The sequence below is a fragment of the Pseudomonas sp. NKUCC02_KPG genome (assembly GCF_019345465.1).
Taxonomy (GTDB): Bacteria; Pseudomonadota; Gammaproteobacteria; order Pseudomonadales; family Pseudomonadaceae; genus Aquipseudomonas.
The window spans coordinates 47,516-62,297 of record NZ_JAHKRC010000007.1 but is presented as its reverse complement, the minus strand read 5'-3'; the positions used below and the strand labels follow the sequence as shown (position 1 = coordinate 62,297).

Sequence of the window (14,782 nt, the reverse complement as noted above, 5' to 3'; positions counted from 1 at the left end):
CTTGTATGACTCTTTTGACTGCACCGTGTAATTCAGACCCTTCCTACAGCCTATAAAACAGGTGAAACCAGCCGGGCCACCCGCATGCCCAACTGCTGTAAACGGTGGGTTGCCTTGATATCCGTTTCGGTGATTTCACGGGCCAGGGCGAAGTCATCGAGCAGCATATGTTCAACCTGTCTGGCGAACGCTTCGTCGACGGTAAGCAACATCACTTCAAAGTTGAGACGGAACGATCGGTTGTCCATATTGGCGCTGCCAATGGCGCTGATTTCGTCGTCGACCAATACCACTTTTTGATGCAAAAACCCCGGTTGATAACGGAAGATCCGCACGCCTGCGCGTACTGCTTCAAAGGCATACAGGCTGGACGCGGCATACACAATCTTGTGGTCCGGGCGGGACGGTATCAGGATTCGAACATCCACACCGCGCAGTACGGCCAGCCTTAAAGCGGAGAACACTGCCTCATCGGGAACAAAGTAGGGGGTCGTAATCCACACCCTGCGGTTGGCGGCATGGATGGCTTCAACAAAAAACAGCGAGCAGGTTTCATACGGGTCTGCTGGACCGCTGGCCAGAAACTGGCAGAGCACGCCGCCGTCCGGATAACTCTGGGGCAGGAGCAGGGGGGGCAGTTTGCGTGTGGCCCAGAACCAGTCTTCAGCAAAGGACTCCTGCAGGCAGGCCACCACAGGGCCGGTGACTTCGACGTGGGTATCGCGCCACGGAGACAGCGGCGGTTTGGCGCCCAGGTATTCATCCCCAACGTTGTGCCCCCCAACAAAGCCCCGCACGCCGTCTACCACTACCACTTTTCGGTGGTTACGAAAGTTCACCTGGAAGCGACTGATCCATCCGCCATGTGTGGCAAACGCATAAGTTTGAACACCGCCTGCGCGCAAGGTCTCGGCGTAAATACTGGGCAGTGCATGGCTGCCGATGCTGTCATAGAGCAGATGCACTGCGACCCCTTGTGCGGCTTTTTCCAGGAGCAATGCATGCAGCTTCATGCCGAGGTCATCGTCGTGAACGATAAAAAACTGGACCAGCACGACTTCTTTTGCTGCACGGATGGCGTCGAAAATAGCGTCGAAAGTAGCGGTGCCATTGATCAGCAATCGTACGGTGTTGTTTGCCAGGCAAGGCATGCGCCCTAACCGGGGCATCGCTCGCAGTGATGCATAGGCATTTGAGTTGCGTGCTGCGAGGGCTTCTTCTACCCATGGCCGCCAGCTCAGGTGAGTAATGGCTTCTCGCATCTCCTGATTGGCATCGCGCCGGGCCCGAATGTAATCGTCAAATGTGCTGCGGCCAAAGATCAGGTACGGGATCAGTGTGATGTAAGGAATGAAGAATAATGACATGGCCCAGGCGATCGAGCCTTGCGCCGTCCTGACGGTTAAAACCGCATGTACGGCAGCAATCAAGCCTAAGCTGTGGATTAATAGAATCAGATAACCAAATATGTGCGGGCCTAGATAATCCATGCGTATCCTTGCTCCTCAATGTTCAATGTCAATTACTGACAGACCACGTTCTGTAGTGAATGTCCCCATTTGGGTGCGTTGCAACACTCGCCCTTTTTTGACGTCTAACGCTGACAATAGCGTAGGAGTTACTTGATGAATGTTCGTCTGCTTGGGTTGTTCATGGCCTGTGGTTTGTCGATCCCGGTGGCTCAGGCCCAAATGCTGCAGCCGGGGCTTTGGGAACTGAGCTCCAGCAATATGCAGGTAGACGGCCAACAATTACCTGAACTGCAGGTAATGTTAGGCCAATTGCAAAATATGCTGACCCCGGAACAAAAAGCCCAATTGGAAAGCCAAGGGCTGACCATGGCAGGCAAAGGTGTTCGGGTCTGCCTCACCCCTGATCAAGTGAAAACAGATGACATCCCGCTGACTGATCCCAAGTCGGGATGTAACCAGCAGATCACTGAGCGTAGTGGAAATAAGTGGAAGTTTCGCTTTAGTTGTCCAAAAGCTCAGGGCGCAGGTGTGGCAACTTTTGCCAGTGATCGTGAATTCACCACCCAGGTTAATGGCACCTTTAACGCGACCGGGATTCAGCAGAAGGGCAGCATGGACACCCGTGCTGTCTGGTTGGGGCAAAACTGTGGAACAGTCAAACCCCGCACTTGATTAGAACTCGTTTTGCAGCGCCTTGTAGCCGCGTACCAGATCGACATTGGTGCGCGCTACATCCTCTGAAAACTCCGATGCGCTGACACTGACCGGGGCAAACTGGCTCAGGTCAGTGTTTGGCCCGATACGCGTTGTGGAGGGTACGTAGAATTTATCCGGCAGGTCGCGGCCATCGACGACCGAGTTATGCCGCACCACACACCCGTCCCCGAGTTCGCAATTGAACAGCACACTGTTGAATCCGATAAACACTCGATCACCAATACGGCAGGGTCCGTGAACGATGGACCGGTGCGCAATCGAGGTGTTTTCACCAATAGTGACTGCAGCCCCGGACTTCGAGTGAATCACCACACCGTCCTGGATATTGGAATTGGCTCCGATAGTAATCGGGAGCATGCCACCCTCACTGTCTATTTCATCGGCGCGTATCACGGCATATGGCCCGACAAATACATTCTCGCCAATCACTACCTTGCCGCAAATAATCGCGGTTCTATCAACGTAGGCTGACTCGGCGATCTTCGGCAGATCACCGGACGGATTTTTACGGATCATAGTGGTCTCCAGTTCCAGCAGCTTTGGGCTACCGCGTCATGGCTGTGCAAACTTTCAGCGTGTACCACTTTGAGGTTGAAGCCTTTCACTCCCGGTACAACCTTTAACGCGACATTCAGTCGGCGTACCGCATCCTCACAGAACATCAGGTTTTGACCGTTGGCTAATGCGAAGGCTTGCTCATCTGCTCGCTTGACTGCGGTTTGTACGGCGGTACCCAATGCTCCCTCTGCTTCATCGATAAGCAGGTTGATCGGAAACTGCTGCACCTCAGTGCTGAGGCGAGTCTGCAAGTAGGCGGTGCTTCGTTGGCTATGGGGCGTTGCAACAATGCCCTGAGAACTACCAAGCCAGGTTAAAACTTCGGCGTGCTGCAGTGGCTTGTTCGCGAAGTCATTGACGAATTGTTGCTGGATTAACTGACGGGCCAAGGCAGCTGAGCATGGGCAAGTCGATGAGTAATCCACCTCGATTTTTAGTTCCACGTGGAACATTCCGTTTTTCAGAGACGCATCGATACTCACCGGATAGCTCTTCCAGCCACTCAGTGGGCTTACTAAAGCGGGACGTTTTAGCAGCACGTGGGTGTGAATTCGTAGGTAGGCACAGATCGATAAATCGTCATGACTGTCTAGAAATTGCTGCAAAACTTTTTTAAAAACGAGAGGGTTCAGGTCCTGCGACTCGAGCACTTCTAGCGCTAGATAAAGTCGTGACATATGAATCCCGCGGGCTTCACCGTCATCCAGACTTACACCTGCATCAGCTGTTGCTGCGAGCCGCTGGCCGTCAATCAAGACTGGCAGCGCAATACCGCACATTCCAACCCATTCAAGTGGGATAGCTTGTCGAGCGTTTTGTGACGCTATGTCGGGAAGGGTTAGGGCATTCATAAAAGGCTTCCATCGAGGGAGTTGGCGTTTTGTTACTTAATAACAATTCTAATGCTTTGTATTGTTATAATGTATCATTATCGGCGATCAAAAATGATCGAGCCAACAAGCGGGCGCTTTGACCTGCCTATCCTGATGAGGAGCTCCCATGCCTAAACGTCTGCCGGTGACAGTGCTGTCCGGATTTCTCGGAGCGGGAAAAAGCACTCTGCTCAATTACATTTTGCGTAACCGCGACAACTTGCGTGTAGCGGTGATCGTTAACGACATGAGCGAAATAAATATTGATGGCGGTGCAGTTCAGCGTGACGTGACCTTGAATCGTGCTGAAGAAAAACTGGTCGAAATGAGCAATGGCTGCATCTGCTGCACCCTGCGTGAAGATTTGCTGGAGGAGGTCAGTGCATTGGCGAAGGACGGTCGATTTGATTATTTATTAATCGAATCAACGGGTATTTCAGAACCTCTTCCCGTGGCAGAAACCTTCACTTTTCGCGATGACGCAGGGCAGAGCCTGGCAGATAGTGCCCGTCTGGATACTATGGTCACGGTGGTGGATGGCCTTAATTTCTTGCAGGATTATCAAGCGGCAGAGAGCCTGGATTCGCGAGGAGAAATCCTTGATGAATCAGACGAACGGTCAATAACCGATTTGTTGATTGAGCAAGTCGAGTTCGCGGACGTCATCTTGATCAGCAAAATTGACCTCATCAGCAGTGCCGACCGACAAGAATTAATGGCCATTTTGCAGCGTCTGAATACACATGCAGAAATAATCCCCATGGTCATGGGGGAAGTCCCGCTAAATAAAATTCTCGATACCGGGCGTTTTGATTTTGAGCGTGCGGCCCAAGCACCTGGCTGGTTGCAAGAGCTGCGCGGTGAGCATGTACCTGAAACCGAAGAGTACGGCATCGCCTCCAGCGCCTATCGCGCTCGCCGTCCGTTTCATCCCGAACGTTTTTTTAATTTCATCGAGCGTCCCTGGACCAACGGCAAATTGCTGCGTTCCAAAGGCTTTTTCTGGCTGGCCAGTAAATATCAGGAGGCGGGCAGTTGGTCCCAGGCAGGCGGCTTGATGCGCTATGGGTTTGCCGGGCGCTGGTGGCGTTTTGTGCCGAGCGACCAATGGCCACAAGATCCGGAAACCAGGGCGGAAATTCTTCAAAAATGGCAGCCAGACACCGCAGATTGCCGTCAGGAATTGGTGTTTATAGGTCAGCACATCGACTTTTCACTTCTCGCCCATGAGCTTGATGCCTGTTTGCTCAGCGATGCCGAAATGGAATTGGGTGAAGCAAGCTGGAAACGACTGAACGATCCCTTTGGTGATTGGTATGAAGAGGTAGCCGCATGAAGAATGCATTTACCTTTATCGCTCAGCCGTTGATCGATCAGGTTCGTGGGCAAACGCCTGAAATCATGACGCAGATTCTGGATGAAGACGTCAACTTGGCTATCTGGCAGCGTCAGTTACCTGTGCATATCGTCGATTTCGGGGCTTTATTACTCGCGTTAGACGAGCCATTGGCTGACGCCATCGTGATAGATATGCCCAACGAAAAGGCTCAGCCCAATTTGGCTGGCTTGGCCGCCAGGTTTAATGATCTGGAGGGCTATGCAGGCTTCATTGCCGACGTTTCCTGGCTGGTGAGCGCCTATGCGTGCCTGTTGGGCGCAAAACGCGTTGGGCTGCGTCTCAGGGCGCTGGATAAGGCCATGTGCCCACGGTTTCATGTGGACCACGTACCTGTGCGACTCATTACCACTTATGCGGGAGTGGGTAGCCAATGGCTGGAAGAAGGGGTGATGGAGCGTTCTCAGTTGGGCCAGCCGCAGGCCGAGCCAACCCGTGGCTCGTTGATTCAGCAGGTGAATGCCGGTGAGGTGGCCTTGCTCAAGGGAGAAAAGTGGCAAGGCAATGAGGGGGCGGGCTTGATCCATCGTTCTCCGGCTCTGGAGCCGGGCGAGCGTCGATTGATTTTGACCCTCGATTGGCTGGCCTGAGGCATATTGCTGCTTTGATCAACATAGAAGCTGGCGATCATGCTGCAAAACATACCCACCCACGTGATTGCCGGGCCACTTGGCGCCGGCAAAACCAGTCTGATTCAGCACCTGATGACGCACAAGCCCGCCCATGAGCGCTGGGCAGTATTGGTGAATGAATTCGGTCAAATAGGTCTGGATGCGGCTCTGATGAGTCTGGGGAACGATGCAATTGCGATTGCCGAAGTGGCTGGCGGTTGTGTGTGCTGCGTCAATGGCGCTCCTTTCCAGATTGGTTTGAGCCGTCTTTTACGCAAGGCCCGCCCCGACCGATTATTGATTGAGCCCTCAGGCTTGGGCCATCCCGCACAGATTTTAAAGCAGCTGAGTGAGGCACCCTGGCGTGGTGTTCTGGCCCTGCAGCCGTGCGTCGTGGTGCTTGATGCGCAAGCCTTGGCCCAAGGCAAACCCTTGCCTGAAGCCCAGCAAGAAGCCTTGAAAAGTGCCGGTTTAGTGGTCATGAATAAATCTAATAGTGTCCCGAATGAGCAACGTGAGCAGATTGCATACAGCCTGCCAAAGTGCCCGATTGTATGGGTCGAATATGGCCGGATCCCTTTAAATACGCTGCCTGCAGCCGACATGAATATCTCTCATGCTGTGGATAACTTGTTGATTTATAAGGAATTTAATCAAATAGGCAGCGTGTTTTCAGACCCATGTACACCGATTGTGATGACTCAGCTTCAGTCTCAGGCCTGGAGTGTGGGTTGGCGTTGGCATGCCTCAAGGCAATTTGACTTGGGGTTGCTGCGCCAGTGGCTGGAAAGCCTCAATTGGCGCCGTGCGAAGGTGGTTATTCATGGCCCGGAAGGCTGGTTTTCAAGTAATTCTGTGGATAACTCAGTCGCAGCGTGGGTGCCGAGTGAGTGGCGTACGGATTCACGCCTCGAATTAATCTTTGATCAGCCGCAAGACCTGGATGTGCTTCGCTCGGGGCTGGAAAACTGCCTGCACGAGGACGTTTTTTAGGGGGCGGGCATGGGGCGCGAGCAAGAAAACAGGGCGTTTTACTTGATTCTGTGCTGGTAAAATTGTCCTACAATATTAAGTGTGCCCATTGATTTACACCGGCCAAAAACCAAGAGAAGTGTCTATCTCAATGGTTTTAGCCTGTTATGCGGGGAAGTTATCCACAGGTACGTTGCAGAAAGGTGCGAGAAGGGCTCAGTGGCGGGTCTTGCTGTGTTCCTGGCGCCATTGGCTGAGTTCAATCACTTGAGCGCTGGGAATTTCGCTGGGCTCAGGCTCGGTCTGGAAGGGATAGGGCGGCAGTTCGATTTTTGCGCTATGGGCACCGAACTGGGTGATGGTCCCGGTATGGCGTTGATCTCCCGTAACCGTGAACTCGAAGTTATACACACGGGCCAGGCGTTTGTTGCCATTGGCATCGGGGATCAGGCCGATTTTTTTGAGTGCCACGTTTTCATCCAGCAACTCGATATCGAGATTTTTGCAGTGCTGTTTGACGCGTTCCAGCGCCCGCTCGCGCAAACCGTGGTTGTGCCACAGCCAGGCTGCGCCAGTGGCCAGCAGCATCAGCACAAACATATTTCCTAGGGTCAGCATTACATGTGCTCCAACAGATTGTGCTCAGCTTAACTGCGTCTTCAACCTGTCGTACAGGCCGCGTTTCGTCGCATACTGCGTGGCTTGAATCCACCCGTAGTCTGGAATCCGGCATGAAACGTACACCTCATTTACTCGCCATCCAATCCCACGTGGTTTTCGGCCATGCCGGCAACAGCGCAGCCGTTTTTCCTATGCAGCGCGTGGGGGTGAATGTCTGGCCTCTGAACACGGTGCAGTTCTCCAACCACACTCAGTATGGTCAGTGGACAGGCGAAGTGTTGGCTCCCGAGCAAATTCCTTCGCTTGTTGACGGAATTGCCGCCATCGGTGAGCTGGGCAACTGTGATGCGGTCTTGTCCGGTTATCTGGGCAGTGCGGCTCAGGGGCGGGCAATCTTGAGTGGCGTGGCGCGTATCAAGGCCGTAAACCCCCATGCGTTGTATCTGTGCGACCCGGTAATGGGTCACCCGGAGAAAGGCTGCATCGTCCCCCAGGAAGTGAGTGATTTCCTGCTCGAAGAAGCGGCCGCGATGGCCGACTTTTTGTGTCCCAATCAGCTGGAGCTGGACAGTTTTTGCGGTCGCCATCCGCAATCGTTGTTCGACTGCCTGGCGATGGCCCGCAGCTTGCTGGCCCGCGGCCCGAAAGCGGTGCTGGTCAAGCATTTGTCTTATCCAGGCAAGCCGGCAGAAAGTTTCGAGATGCTGCTGGTAACAGCAGAAGGGAACTGGCACTTGCGCCGTCCACTGTTGGCTTTCCCGCGTCAGCCTGTGGGTGTGGGCGATCTGACTTCAGGCCTGTTTTTAGCGCGGGTATTGCTGGGCGACAGCCTGGTGGCCGCTTTTGAGTTCACCGCTGCGGCGGTGCACGAGGTGCTGCTGGAAACCCAGGCCTGCACCAGCTACGAATTGCAGTTGATCCGGGCCCAGGACCGCATTGCTCATCCGCGTGTGCGGTTTGAAGCCGTGCCGATCAGTTTGTAAGCAAACTTGAAAACCTTGTGGGAGCAAGCTTGCTCCCACAGGTCATTTACACCGTCTCGTCTTTCAGCTCGCGATAACGCTGCTCCAGTTCCTGACGGATCTGGCGACGTTGCTTGCCCTGAATAAAACGACGCTTGTCTTCACTGTTCAACGGCTGCAGCGGCGGAACAGCGGCCGGTTTACGGTCGTCGTCCACGGCGACCATCGTGAAGAAACAGCTATTGGTGTGGCGCACCGAGCGTTCACGGATATTTTCGGTGACGACCTTGATGCCGACTTCCATTGAGGTGTTGCCGGTGTAGTTGACCGATGCCAGGAAAGTCACCAGCTCACCGACATGAATCGGTTCGCGAAAAATAACCTGATCCACCGACAAGGTGACTACATAACGCCCCGCATAGCGGCTGGCGCAGGCGTAAGCGACTTCATCCAGGTACTTGAGCAGGGTTCCGCCGTGAACATTGCCAGAAAAATTGGCCATGTCCGGGGTCATCAGGACCGTCATCGACAGTTGGGCGTTTCCGGGTTCCATAGCAGCAGGCTCGTGGTTGTGTTGCAGCAGTGAAATGGGTATCTCTGTGGATACTTGTCGATTTTTGAAACAGTAATTAACGGGACGTTGCCGTTTTGACTGCCGTCACGCTTATATCCATCTGTTTCCATATATTGCACCGCCTTTATGCTGGAAGTCGCGGTGTTAACCTGCAAAAGCCCGTTAGTCGGGTAATTCCTACATTTAGAACGGTCGATACGCACAGCCAGTCAGGCGGCGTCTGTCGTCTTGTTGCCTGTTGAAAATTAAACAAGGAGCGCCACGCCATGCATGCCATCAGTTTTATCCAGGATCTGGCAGTCATCATGCTGGTCGCAGGTGTGGTGACGATTCTTTTCCACAGGTTCAAGCAACCCGTGGTGCTGGGCTATATCGTTGCGGGTTTTATCATTGGCCCGCACACCCCGCCGTTTGGCCTGATCCACGATGAAGAAACGATCAAAACCCTGGCCGAGCTGGGGGTTATTTTTTTGATGTTCTGCCTGGGACTGGAGTTCAGCCTGCGCAAGTTGTTCAAGGTCGGGGCCACAGCCTTTATCGCAGCGTTTATGGAAATTACGCTGATGATCTGGATCGGCTACGAAATTGGCCGCTGGTTTGATTGGAACACGATGGATTCGCTGTTTTTAGGCGCGATTCTGGCCATTTCATCGACCACCATCATCGTCAAAGCCCTTAATGACCTGAAAATGAAGAACGAGCGCTTCGCACAGCTGATTTTTGGCGTGCTGATCGTTGAAGATATTTTAGGCATCGGGATTATTGCGCTGCTGTCGAGCATCGCTGTCAGCGGCAGTGTCAGCCCCGAGGAAGTTTTTTCGACAGTCGGTAAATTGTCGTTGTTCATGATTGTGGCGCTGGTCATCGGCATCTTGCTGGTGCCGCGTGTGCTGGCGTATGTGGCCAGATTCGAAAGCAATGAAATGCTGCTGATCACCGTGTTGGGGCTGTGTTTTGGCTTCTGCCTGCTGGTGGTCAAACTGGAATACAGCATGGTGCTCGGGGCCTTTTTGATCGGGGCGATCATGGCCGAATCCCGTCAGTTACTGAAAATCGAGCGCCTGATCGAACCGGTACGTGATTTGTTCAGCGCGATTTTCTTTGTCGCCATCGGACTGATGCTCGACCCGGCGATCCTGCTGGAATACGCGGTGCCCATCGTGGTGATCACCATTGCGGTGGTGCTGGGCAAAATGCTGTCCTGCGGGCTAGGGGCATTTATCGCAGGTAATGACGGACGCACATCGCTGCGGGTTGGGATGGGACTTTCTCAGATTGGGGAGTTTTCTTTCATCATCGCGGCGCTAGGTATGACATTACAGGTCACCAGTAGCTTCCTGTACCCCGTAGCGGTTGCTGTATCCGTACTGACGACCTTGATGACGCCTTATCTGATTCGCGCCGCAGACCCGCTCTCGCTCAAGCTGGCACAGGTGGTGCCTGGTCGTGTGTCACGGGTGTTCGGGCTCTATGGCGAGTGGCTGCGCAGTATTCAGCCGCAGGGAGAAGGGGCACTGTTGGCTGCGATGATCCGGAAAATCCTGATGCAGGTTGGGGTCAACCTGGCCCTGGTCATCGCTATTTTCTTCGCGGGTGGTTACTTCGCCCCCCGGATTGGCCGTTACTTGCAGGGCTGGATTCTGGAGCCGAGCTGGCAAAAAGGGATTATCTGGGGCGTGGCCTTGTTGCTGTCGCTGCCGTTTTTGATCGCGGCGTATCGCAAGCTCAAGGCGTTGTCGATGCTCCTGGCCGAGATGGGCGTCAAACCGGAAATGGCCGGGCGTCACACGCAGCGCGTGCGTCGGGTGATCTCGGAAGTGATCCCGATTCTGTCGTTACTGGTGATTTTTCTGCTGTTGTCGGCATTGTCGGCGAGCATCTTGCCCACCAATGAATTGCTGATCGTGATTGCAGTAGTGGCAGCGGGAGTGGCTGCGCTGTTGTGGCGCTGGTTCATCCGGATCCATACCCGCATGCAGGTTGCACTGCTGGAGACGCTGGATAACCACAAGGAAGGGGAGCACTGACAGCCCGCTGACCAATGGCTGGAAAGCGGGCATCAAGCAGGTATCAGCTTTCCAGCCAGACGTCTCGCGCCCAGTGCCAGACCGATTCCCATGTTTCTTCGGTAACGAGCTCTTCTTCGCCGGACCACAGCACCACGGTGCCGTCTTCTTCTACGCAGTAGTAGTCGTCGCCGTCCTGGCAAATAGGGATCAAGCTGCGGTCAACGCCGGCATCCCAAGCGTTGGCTGCCACTTCCGGCAGGTAGGTGTGTGATTGTGGGTCGGTCACGGTGACCGGCTCCAGGCTGCCATACACCACGTCACTGACGGTCAGCAGAAACTCTCTGAAGACAAACGGAATATCAATGAACAGCTGTTCTTCGATTTCCACCAACTGGTCTTCTTCAGGCAGTTCCAGAGGAACTGGTACAGGCTCGTTTTTTTCGCGTAGCTCTTCAATGATCTCTTCCACGACCTCATCCTCATGCTCTATGGCGCGGTTTATATGACGCGCTTTATACAGTAGCTCGTTATAAGTGCAATCGTGAAATGCAAAGCCCCGGACAAGTCCGGGGCTTTGATTAACGCATGTGTAGCTTGCGGGATCAGCCGTTCTGGCGGATACCGGCTACCAGCCAAGGCTGGTTATCACCTTGCTGACGCTCCATGTTCCAGCTTTCGCTGAAGGCTTCGCCCTGGTCAAAGCGCGAGTTTTTCGACACGCCGCTGAAGGTCAGGGTTGCAATGGTTTTGTCTGCACGGTCGTCCAGGCCGTCCAGTTGCACGGTCAGGTTGTCGATGTAGGTGGACTGGAAGCCATCACCCAGCTCAGCGCGTTCACGCTTGAGGAAGTCGAGCATCTGCGGTGTTACGAACTCGGCGATCTTGTCCATTTCGTTGGCATCCCAGTGCTGTTGCAGGGACTGGAAATGGTTGCGCGCAGCTTCAAGAAAGTTCTGCTCATTGAACCAGGCCGGTGCATTGATCACCGGGCGTGCCGCAGGGGCTGCCGAACCGCCGCCGAAGAAGGACGAAGGTGCTGGCTTGGCGTCAAAGGCTTCGCGTTGCAGTGGAGCGTGACCGGCAGGGGCCATCATCTCGGATTGTTGCTTGCGACGACGGGCCGCGATAAAACGGAAGATCAGGAAGGCGATGACCGCCATGATCAGGATGTCGAAGAACTGCATGCCCTGGAAGCCACCGCCCATGAACATGGACGCCAACAGGCCACCGGCTGCGAGGCCAGCCAGAGGGCCGAGCCAGCGCGAAGCACCACCGGCTTTTGCGGCGGCGCCTGCAGCACCGGCAGCTGCAGGGGCTGCAGCTGGAGCGGCCTGGCGCGTTTGGTGGCTAGGCGCTGCACCAGCGCTTTTGCCGCCGCCGAAGCGCTTGGCGTTCGCGTCGAGGCTCATCGTCAAACCGATGCACAACGCCATGGCGATGCTAAGAAAACGTTTCATAAGGGGTTCCCATTTGTGGATATCACGCGCGCCATGTTGCACAGGTGAGTTGTGACTGGCTAGCGGTGAAGTGTTTCGGGCTTTTGCCTATTTATCTGTAAGAGACAGATTTTTTTACTGTAGGACGCATTGATGTGGGAGCGGGCCTGCTCGCGATTCCCGGCACTCGGTGCATCTGATACACCGAGGTGCTGCCATCGCGAGCAAGCCCGCTCCCACCGTTATCTATCAATCCAGACTATTCCCGCAAAGCTGTCGGGTTGCTGTCAGACCGCTTCAAGTTTGGCGTAGCCCATCATCAGCCATTTGCTGCCTTCGGAGAAGTTCACCTGTACCCGCGCCTGCGCGCCTGCGCCTTCGAAGTTGAGAATGACGCCTTCGCCAAAGACCGCGTGCTTGACCATCTGGCCAAGCTTGAATTCGGTTTCTGGTATTTCCGAACCGCCAAACAGGCTGCTGGCGCTCTGCTTTTGACCACCACCGAAAGGGCGACTGACGCTGTTGGACAGACGAACTTCCTGGATCAGGCCTTTTGGCACTTCTCGCACGAAGCGCGAAACCTTGTTGTAGGTCTCGCTACCGTACAGGCGTCGGGTTTCAGCGTACGTCATGACCAGATTTTGCATGGCGCGGGTAATGCCCACGTAAGCCAGACGCCGCTCCTCTTCAAGGCGGCCGGGTTCTTCCAGGCTCATCTTGTGCGGGAACAAGCCTTCTTCCATGCCCACCAGGAACACATACGGAAACTCCAGACCCTTGGCGCTGTGCAGCGTCATCAGCTGGATACCGTCTTCATGCTCTTCGGCCTGGGTATCGCCAGCCTCCAGTGAGGCATGACCAAGGAAGGCGGCCAATGGCGACAGCTCTTCATCTTCGTCATTGTTCTCGAAGTTGCGCGCTGCGCTGACCAGTTCTTCAAGGTTTTCTACCCGGGCCTGGCCTTTTTCGCCTTTTTCCGCCTGATGGTAGGCAATCAGCCCACTCTGTTCGATCACGGTTTGGGTCATCAGATGCAGAGGCATCTCCATGACTTTTGCCGCGAGGTTCTCGATCAGTTCAATAAAGCCGGAAATGGCGCCTGAAGCACGACCGGGGAGGGCTTTATTGGCAATTAGCTGGCGCATCGCCTCCCACATCGACACATCGCTGTGACGTGCGTGATCGCGAATGGCCTCGACGGTTTTTTCGCCGATACCGCGGGCAGGCACGTTAATCACCCGCTCCAGCGCGGCATCATTGCCACGGCCTTCGAGCAGGCGCATGTAAGCCATGGCGTTTTTGATTTCTGCGCGCTCGAAGAAGCGCTGGCCACCATAAATGCGGTAAGGAATACGTTCGCGTAGCAACGCTTCTTCAAGCACCCGCGATTGGGCGTTGGAGCGGTACAAAATGGCGATATCGCTATGGGCCAGGCCGGTTTTCAAGGCGCTTTCGATGGTCTCGACCACGTAGCGCGCTTCATCGTGTTCATTGAAGGCTGCGTACAAATTAATTGCTTCGCCTTCACCGCCGTCAGTCCACAGCTCTTTGCCCATGCGTCCGGTGTTGTTGGCAATCAGGGCGTTGGCCGCTTTGAGGATGCCTGCCGTGGAGCGATAGTTCTGCTCCAGGCGAATGGTCTCGGCGTCCGGGAAATCGGTTGAGTACTGGTAGATATTTTCGATTTTCGCGCCGCGCCAGCCGTAGATCGACTGGTCGTCATCGCCCACGACCATCAGGCTGTCGCCGCCCTGGGCCAGCAATCGCAGCCAGGCATATTGAACGGCGTTGGTGTCCTGGAATTCGTCGACAAGAATGTGGCGGAAGCGTTTCTGGTAGTGCGCCAGCAAGCCCGGGTTGTCGCGCCACAGATCCAGGGCGCGCAGCAGTAGCTCGGAAAAGTCGATGACACCGGCACGCTGGCACGCGACCTCATAGGCCTCGTAAATATTGCGCATGGTGGCCAGGAACAAGTCGCCGCTGGCCTGGATATGTTTAGGACGCAGGCCTTCGTCTTTTTGACCGTTGATAAACCACTGCGCCTGACGCACCGGCCAGCGCTGTTCATCCAGCCCCAGTTCACGGATCACGCGCTTGACCAGACGTTGCTGGTCATCGCTGTCGAGGATCTGAAAGGTCTGGCTCAGCCCGGCTTCTTGCCAGTGAGCCCGCAATAAACGGTGTGCCAGCCCGTGGAAGGTGCCGACCCACATGCCCGCCGGGTTGATACCCATCAGTTGCTCGATGCGGTGGCGCATCTCGGCGGCGGCCTTGTTGGTGAATGTCACCGACAGGACTGAGTGCGGCGACGCGTTCTCGACCTGGATCAACCAGGCGATACGGTGCACCAGCACACGGGTTTTGCCGGAACCTGCGCCGGCCAGAACCAACTGACGCCCCACACTGGCCGTGACGGCCTGACGTTGGGCATCGTTGAGAGAATTTAACAAGAGAGAGAGATCATCGCGCATCGGGGCATTTTAGGGGCTGTTGACGTTTTATTGCTAGCCACGTAGCGCTCTTGGGCCGAGCGGTCAAAAAGCCTGCCGGTATGGGCTGTGCTGGTTTCATCTATTAAATGA

Annotated in this window: 14 protein-coding genes; 6 read left to right on the top strand and 8 right to left on the bottom strand. The window is 54.9% G+C overall.

Annotation, left to right across the window (positions count from 1 at the left end):
- Positions 1–50 precede the first annotated feature (50 nt).
- Entirely contained in the window at positions 51–1,490 is a 1,440-nt protein-coding gene (cls, locus tag KO536_RS11315; protein ID WP_219261970.1) for a cardiolipin synthase, read from the bottom strand.
- A gap of 135 nt (positions 1,491–1,625) precedes the next feature.
- On the opposite strand from cls, the gene KO536_RS11310 reads away from it, so the two are divergent.
- Positions 1,626–2,144 (top strand): DUF3617 domain-containing protein, encoded by a 519-nt coding sequence (locus KO536_RS11310; protein ID WP_133074929.1) that lies wholly within the window; start codon positions 1,626–1,628, stop codon positions 2,142–2,144.
- On the opposite strand, the gene KO536_RS11305 is transcribed toward KO536_RS11310, so the two are convergent.
- Entirely contained in the window at positions 2,145–2,705 is a 561-nt protein-coding gene (locus KO536_RS11305) for a DapH/DapD/GlmU-related protein (RefSeq protein WP_133074928.1), read from the bottom strand. It lies immediately after the preceding gene.
- Entirely contained in the window at positions 2,702–3,598 is an 897-nt protein-coding gene (folE2, locus tag KO536_RS11300) for a GTP cyclohydrolase FolE2 (RefSeq protein ID WP_133074927.1), read from the bottom strand. Before folE2 ends, KO536_RS11305 begins: the two co-directional genes overlap by 4 nt.
- A gap of 148 nt (positions 3,599–3,746) precedes the next feature.
- Between folE2 and zigA the strand changes: the two genes are divergently transcribed.
- The 3 genes from zigA to KO536_RS11285 are packed head-to-tail and all read left to right on the top strand — an operon-like array spanning position 3,747 to position 6,619.
- Positions 3,747–4,955: a zinc metallochaperone GTPase ZigA gene (gene zigA / locus KO536_RS11295; RefSeq protein WP_133074926.1), complete on the top strand. Its 1,209-nt coding sequence runs from the start codon at positions 3,747–3,749 to the stop codon at positions 4,953–4,955.
- Positions 4,952–5,605 (top strand): DUF1826 domain-containing protein, encoded by a 654-nt coding sequence (locus KO536_RS11290; RefSeq protein WP_219261969.1) that lies wholly within the window; start codon positions 4,952–4,954, stop codon positions 5,603–5,605. Before zigA ends, KO536_RS11290 begins: the two co-directional genes overlap by 4 nt.
- A 39-nt stretch (positions 5,606–5,644) precedes the next feature.
- Complete coding sequence (locus tag KO536_RS11285; protein WP_219261968.1) at positions 5,645–6,619, top strand: GTP-binding protein; 975 nt, start codon at positions 5,645–5,647, stop codon at positions 6,617–6,619.
- A 195-nt stretch (positions 6,620–6,814) separates the two neighbouring features.
- On the opposite strand, the gene KO536_RS11280 is transcribed toward KO536_RS11285, so the two are convergent.
- Positions 6,815–7,216: a DUF3301 domain-containing protein gene (locus tag KO536_RS11280; RefSeq protein ID WP_019826913.1), complete on the bottom strand. Its 402-nt coding sequence runs from the start codon at positions 7,214–7,216 to the stop codon at positions 6,815–6,817.
- A gap of 113 nt (positions 7,217–7,329) precedes the next feature.
- Between KO536_RS11280 and pdxY the strand changes: the two genes are divergently transcribed.
- Complete coding sequence (gene pdxY / locus KO536_RS11275; protein ID WP_133074923.1) at positions 7,330–8,202, top strand: pyridoxal kinase PdxY; 873 nt, start codon at positions 7,330–7,332, stop codon at positions 8,200–8,202.
- Positions 8,203–8,248: 46 nt separating this feature from the next.
- On the opposite strand, the gene KO536_RS11270 is transcribed toward pdxY, so the two are convergent.
- Positions 8,249–8,734 carry an acyl-CoA thioesterase gene (locus KO536_RS11270; protein ID WP_019826917.1) on the bottom strand — a complete coding sequence of 162 codons (486 nt, stop codon included), beginning with the start codon at positions 8,732–8,734 and terminating at the stop codon, positions 8,249–8,251.
- Positions 8,735–9,021: 287 nt separating this feature from the next.
- Between KO536_RS11270 and KO536_RS11265 the strand changes: the two genes are divergently transcribed.
- Positions 9,022–10,782: a cation:proton antiporter gene (locus tag KO536_RS11265; RefSeq protein WP_219261967.1), complete on the top strand. Its 1,761-nt coding sequence runs from the start codon at positions 9,022–9,024 to the stop codon at positions 10,780–10,782.
- 43 nt (positions 10,783–10,825) lie between these two features.
- On the opposite strand, the gene KO536_RS11260 is transcribed toward KO536_RS11265, so the two are convergent.
- The 3 genes from KO536_RS11260 to uvrD all read right to left on the bottom strand — a co-directional run bounded on the left by KO536_RS11260 (position 10,826) and on the right by uvrD (position 14,671).
- On the bottom strand, positions 10,826–11,233 hold the full coding sequence (locus KO536_RS11260; RefSeq protein ID WP_016782918.1) for an SMI1/KNR4 family protein: 408 nt from the start codon (positions 11,231–11,233) through the stop codon (positions 10,826–10,828).
- Between the two features lie 133 nt (positions 11,234–11,366).
- Positions 11,367–12,221 (bottom strand): Tim44 domain-containing protein, encoded by an 855-nt coding sequence (locus KO536_RS11255; RefSeq protein WP_133074921.1) that lies wholly within the window; start codon positions 12,219–12,221, stop codon positions 11,367–11,369.
- A 266-nt stretch (positions 12,222–12,487) separates the two neighbouring features.
- Positions 12,488–14,671 carry a DNA helicase II gene (gene uvrD, locus KO536_RS11250; RefSeq protein ID WP_133074920.1) on the bottom strand — a complete coding sequence of 728 codons (2,184 nt, stop codon included), beginning with the start codon at positions 14,669–14,671 and terminating at the stop codon, positions 12,488–12,490.
- Positions 14,672–14,782: the final 111 nt, after the last annotated feature.

What these genes read in the sequence shown, in the direction of transcription:
- KO536_RS11290 (WP_219261969.1), top strand. Translation starts at nt 4,952, where the DNA reads ATGAAGAATGCATTTACCTTTATCGCTCAGCCGTTGATCGATCAGGTT.
- KO536_RS11305 (WP_133074928.1), bottom strand. Translation starts at nt 2,705, where the DNA reads ATGATCCGTAAAAATCCGTCCGGTGATCTGCCGAAGATCGCCGAGTCA.
- KO536_RS11310 (WP_133074929.1), top strand. Translation starts at nt 1,626, where the DNA reads ATGAATGTTCGTCTGCTTGGGTTGTTCATGGCCTGTGGTTTGTCGATC.
- pdxY (WP_133074923.1), top strand. Translation starts at nt 7,330, where the DNA reads ATGAAACGTACACCTCATTTACTCGCCATCCAATCCCACGTGGTTTTC.
- KO536_RS11280 (WP_019826913.1), bottom strand. Translation starts at nt 7,216, where the DNA reads ATGCTGACCCTAGGAAATATGTTTGTGCTGATGCTGCTGGCCACTGGC.
- zigA (WP_133074926.1), top strand. Translation starts at nt 3,747, where the DNA reads ATGCCTAAACGTCTGCCGGTGACAGTGCTGTCCGGATTTCTCGGAGCG.
- cls (WP_219261970.1), bottom strand. Translation starts at nt 1,490, where the DNA reads ATGGATTATCTAGGCCCGCACATATTTGGTTATCTGATTCTATTAATC.
- KO536_RS11270 (WP_019826917.1), bottom strand. Translation starts at nt 8,734, where the DNA reads ATGGAACCCGGAAACGCCCAACTGTCGATGACGGTCCTGATGACCCCG.
- uvrD (WP_133074920.1), bottom strand. Translation starts at nt 14,671, where the DNA reads ATGCGCGATGATCTCTCTCTCTTGTTAAATTCTCTCAACGATGCCCAA.
- KO536_RS11265 (WP_219261967.1), top strand. Translation starts at nt 9,022, where the DNA reads ATGCATGCCATCAGTTTTATCCAGGATCTGGCAGTCATCATGCTGGTC.
- folE2 (WP_133074927.1), bottom strand. Translation starts at nt 3,598, where the DNA reads ATGAATGCCCTAACCCTTCCCGACATAGCGTCACAAAACGCTCGACAA.
- KO536_RS11255 (WP_133074921.1), bottom strand. Translation starts at nt 12,221, where the DNA reads ATGAAACGTTTTCTTAGCATCGCCATGGCGTTGTGCATCGGTTTGACG.
- KO536_RS11285 (WP_219261968.1), top strand. Translation starts at nt 5,645, where the DNA reads ATGCTGCAAAACATACCCACCCACGTGATTGCCGGGCCACTTGGCGCC.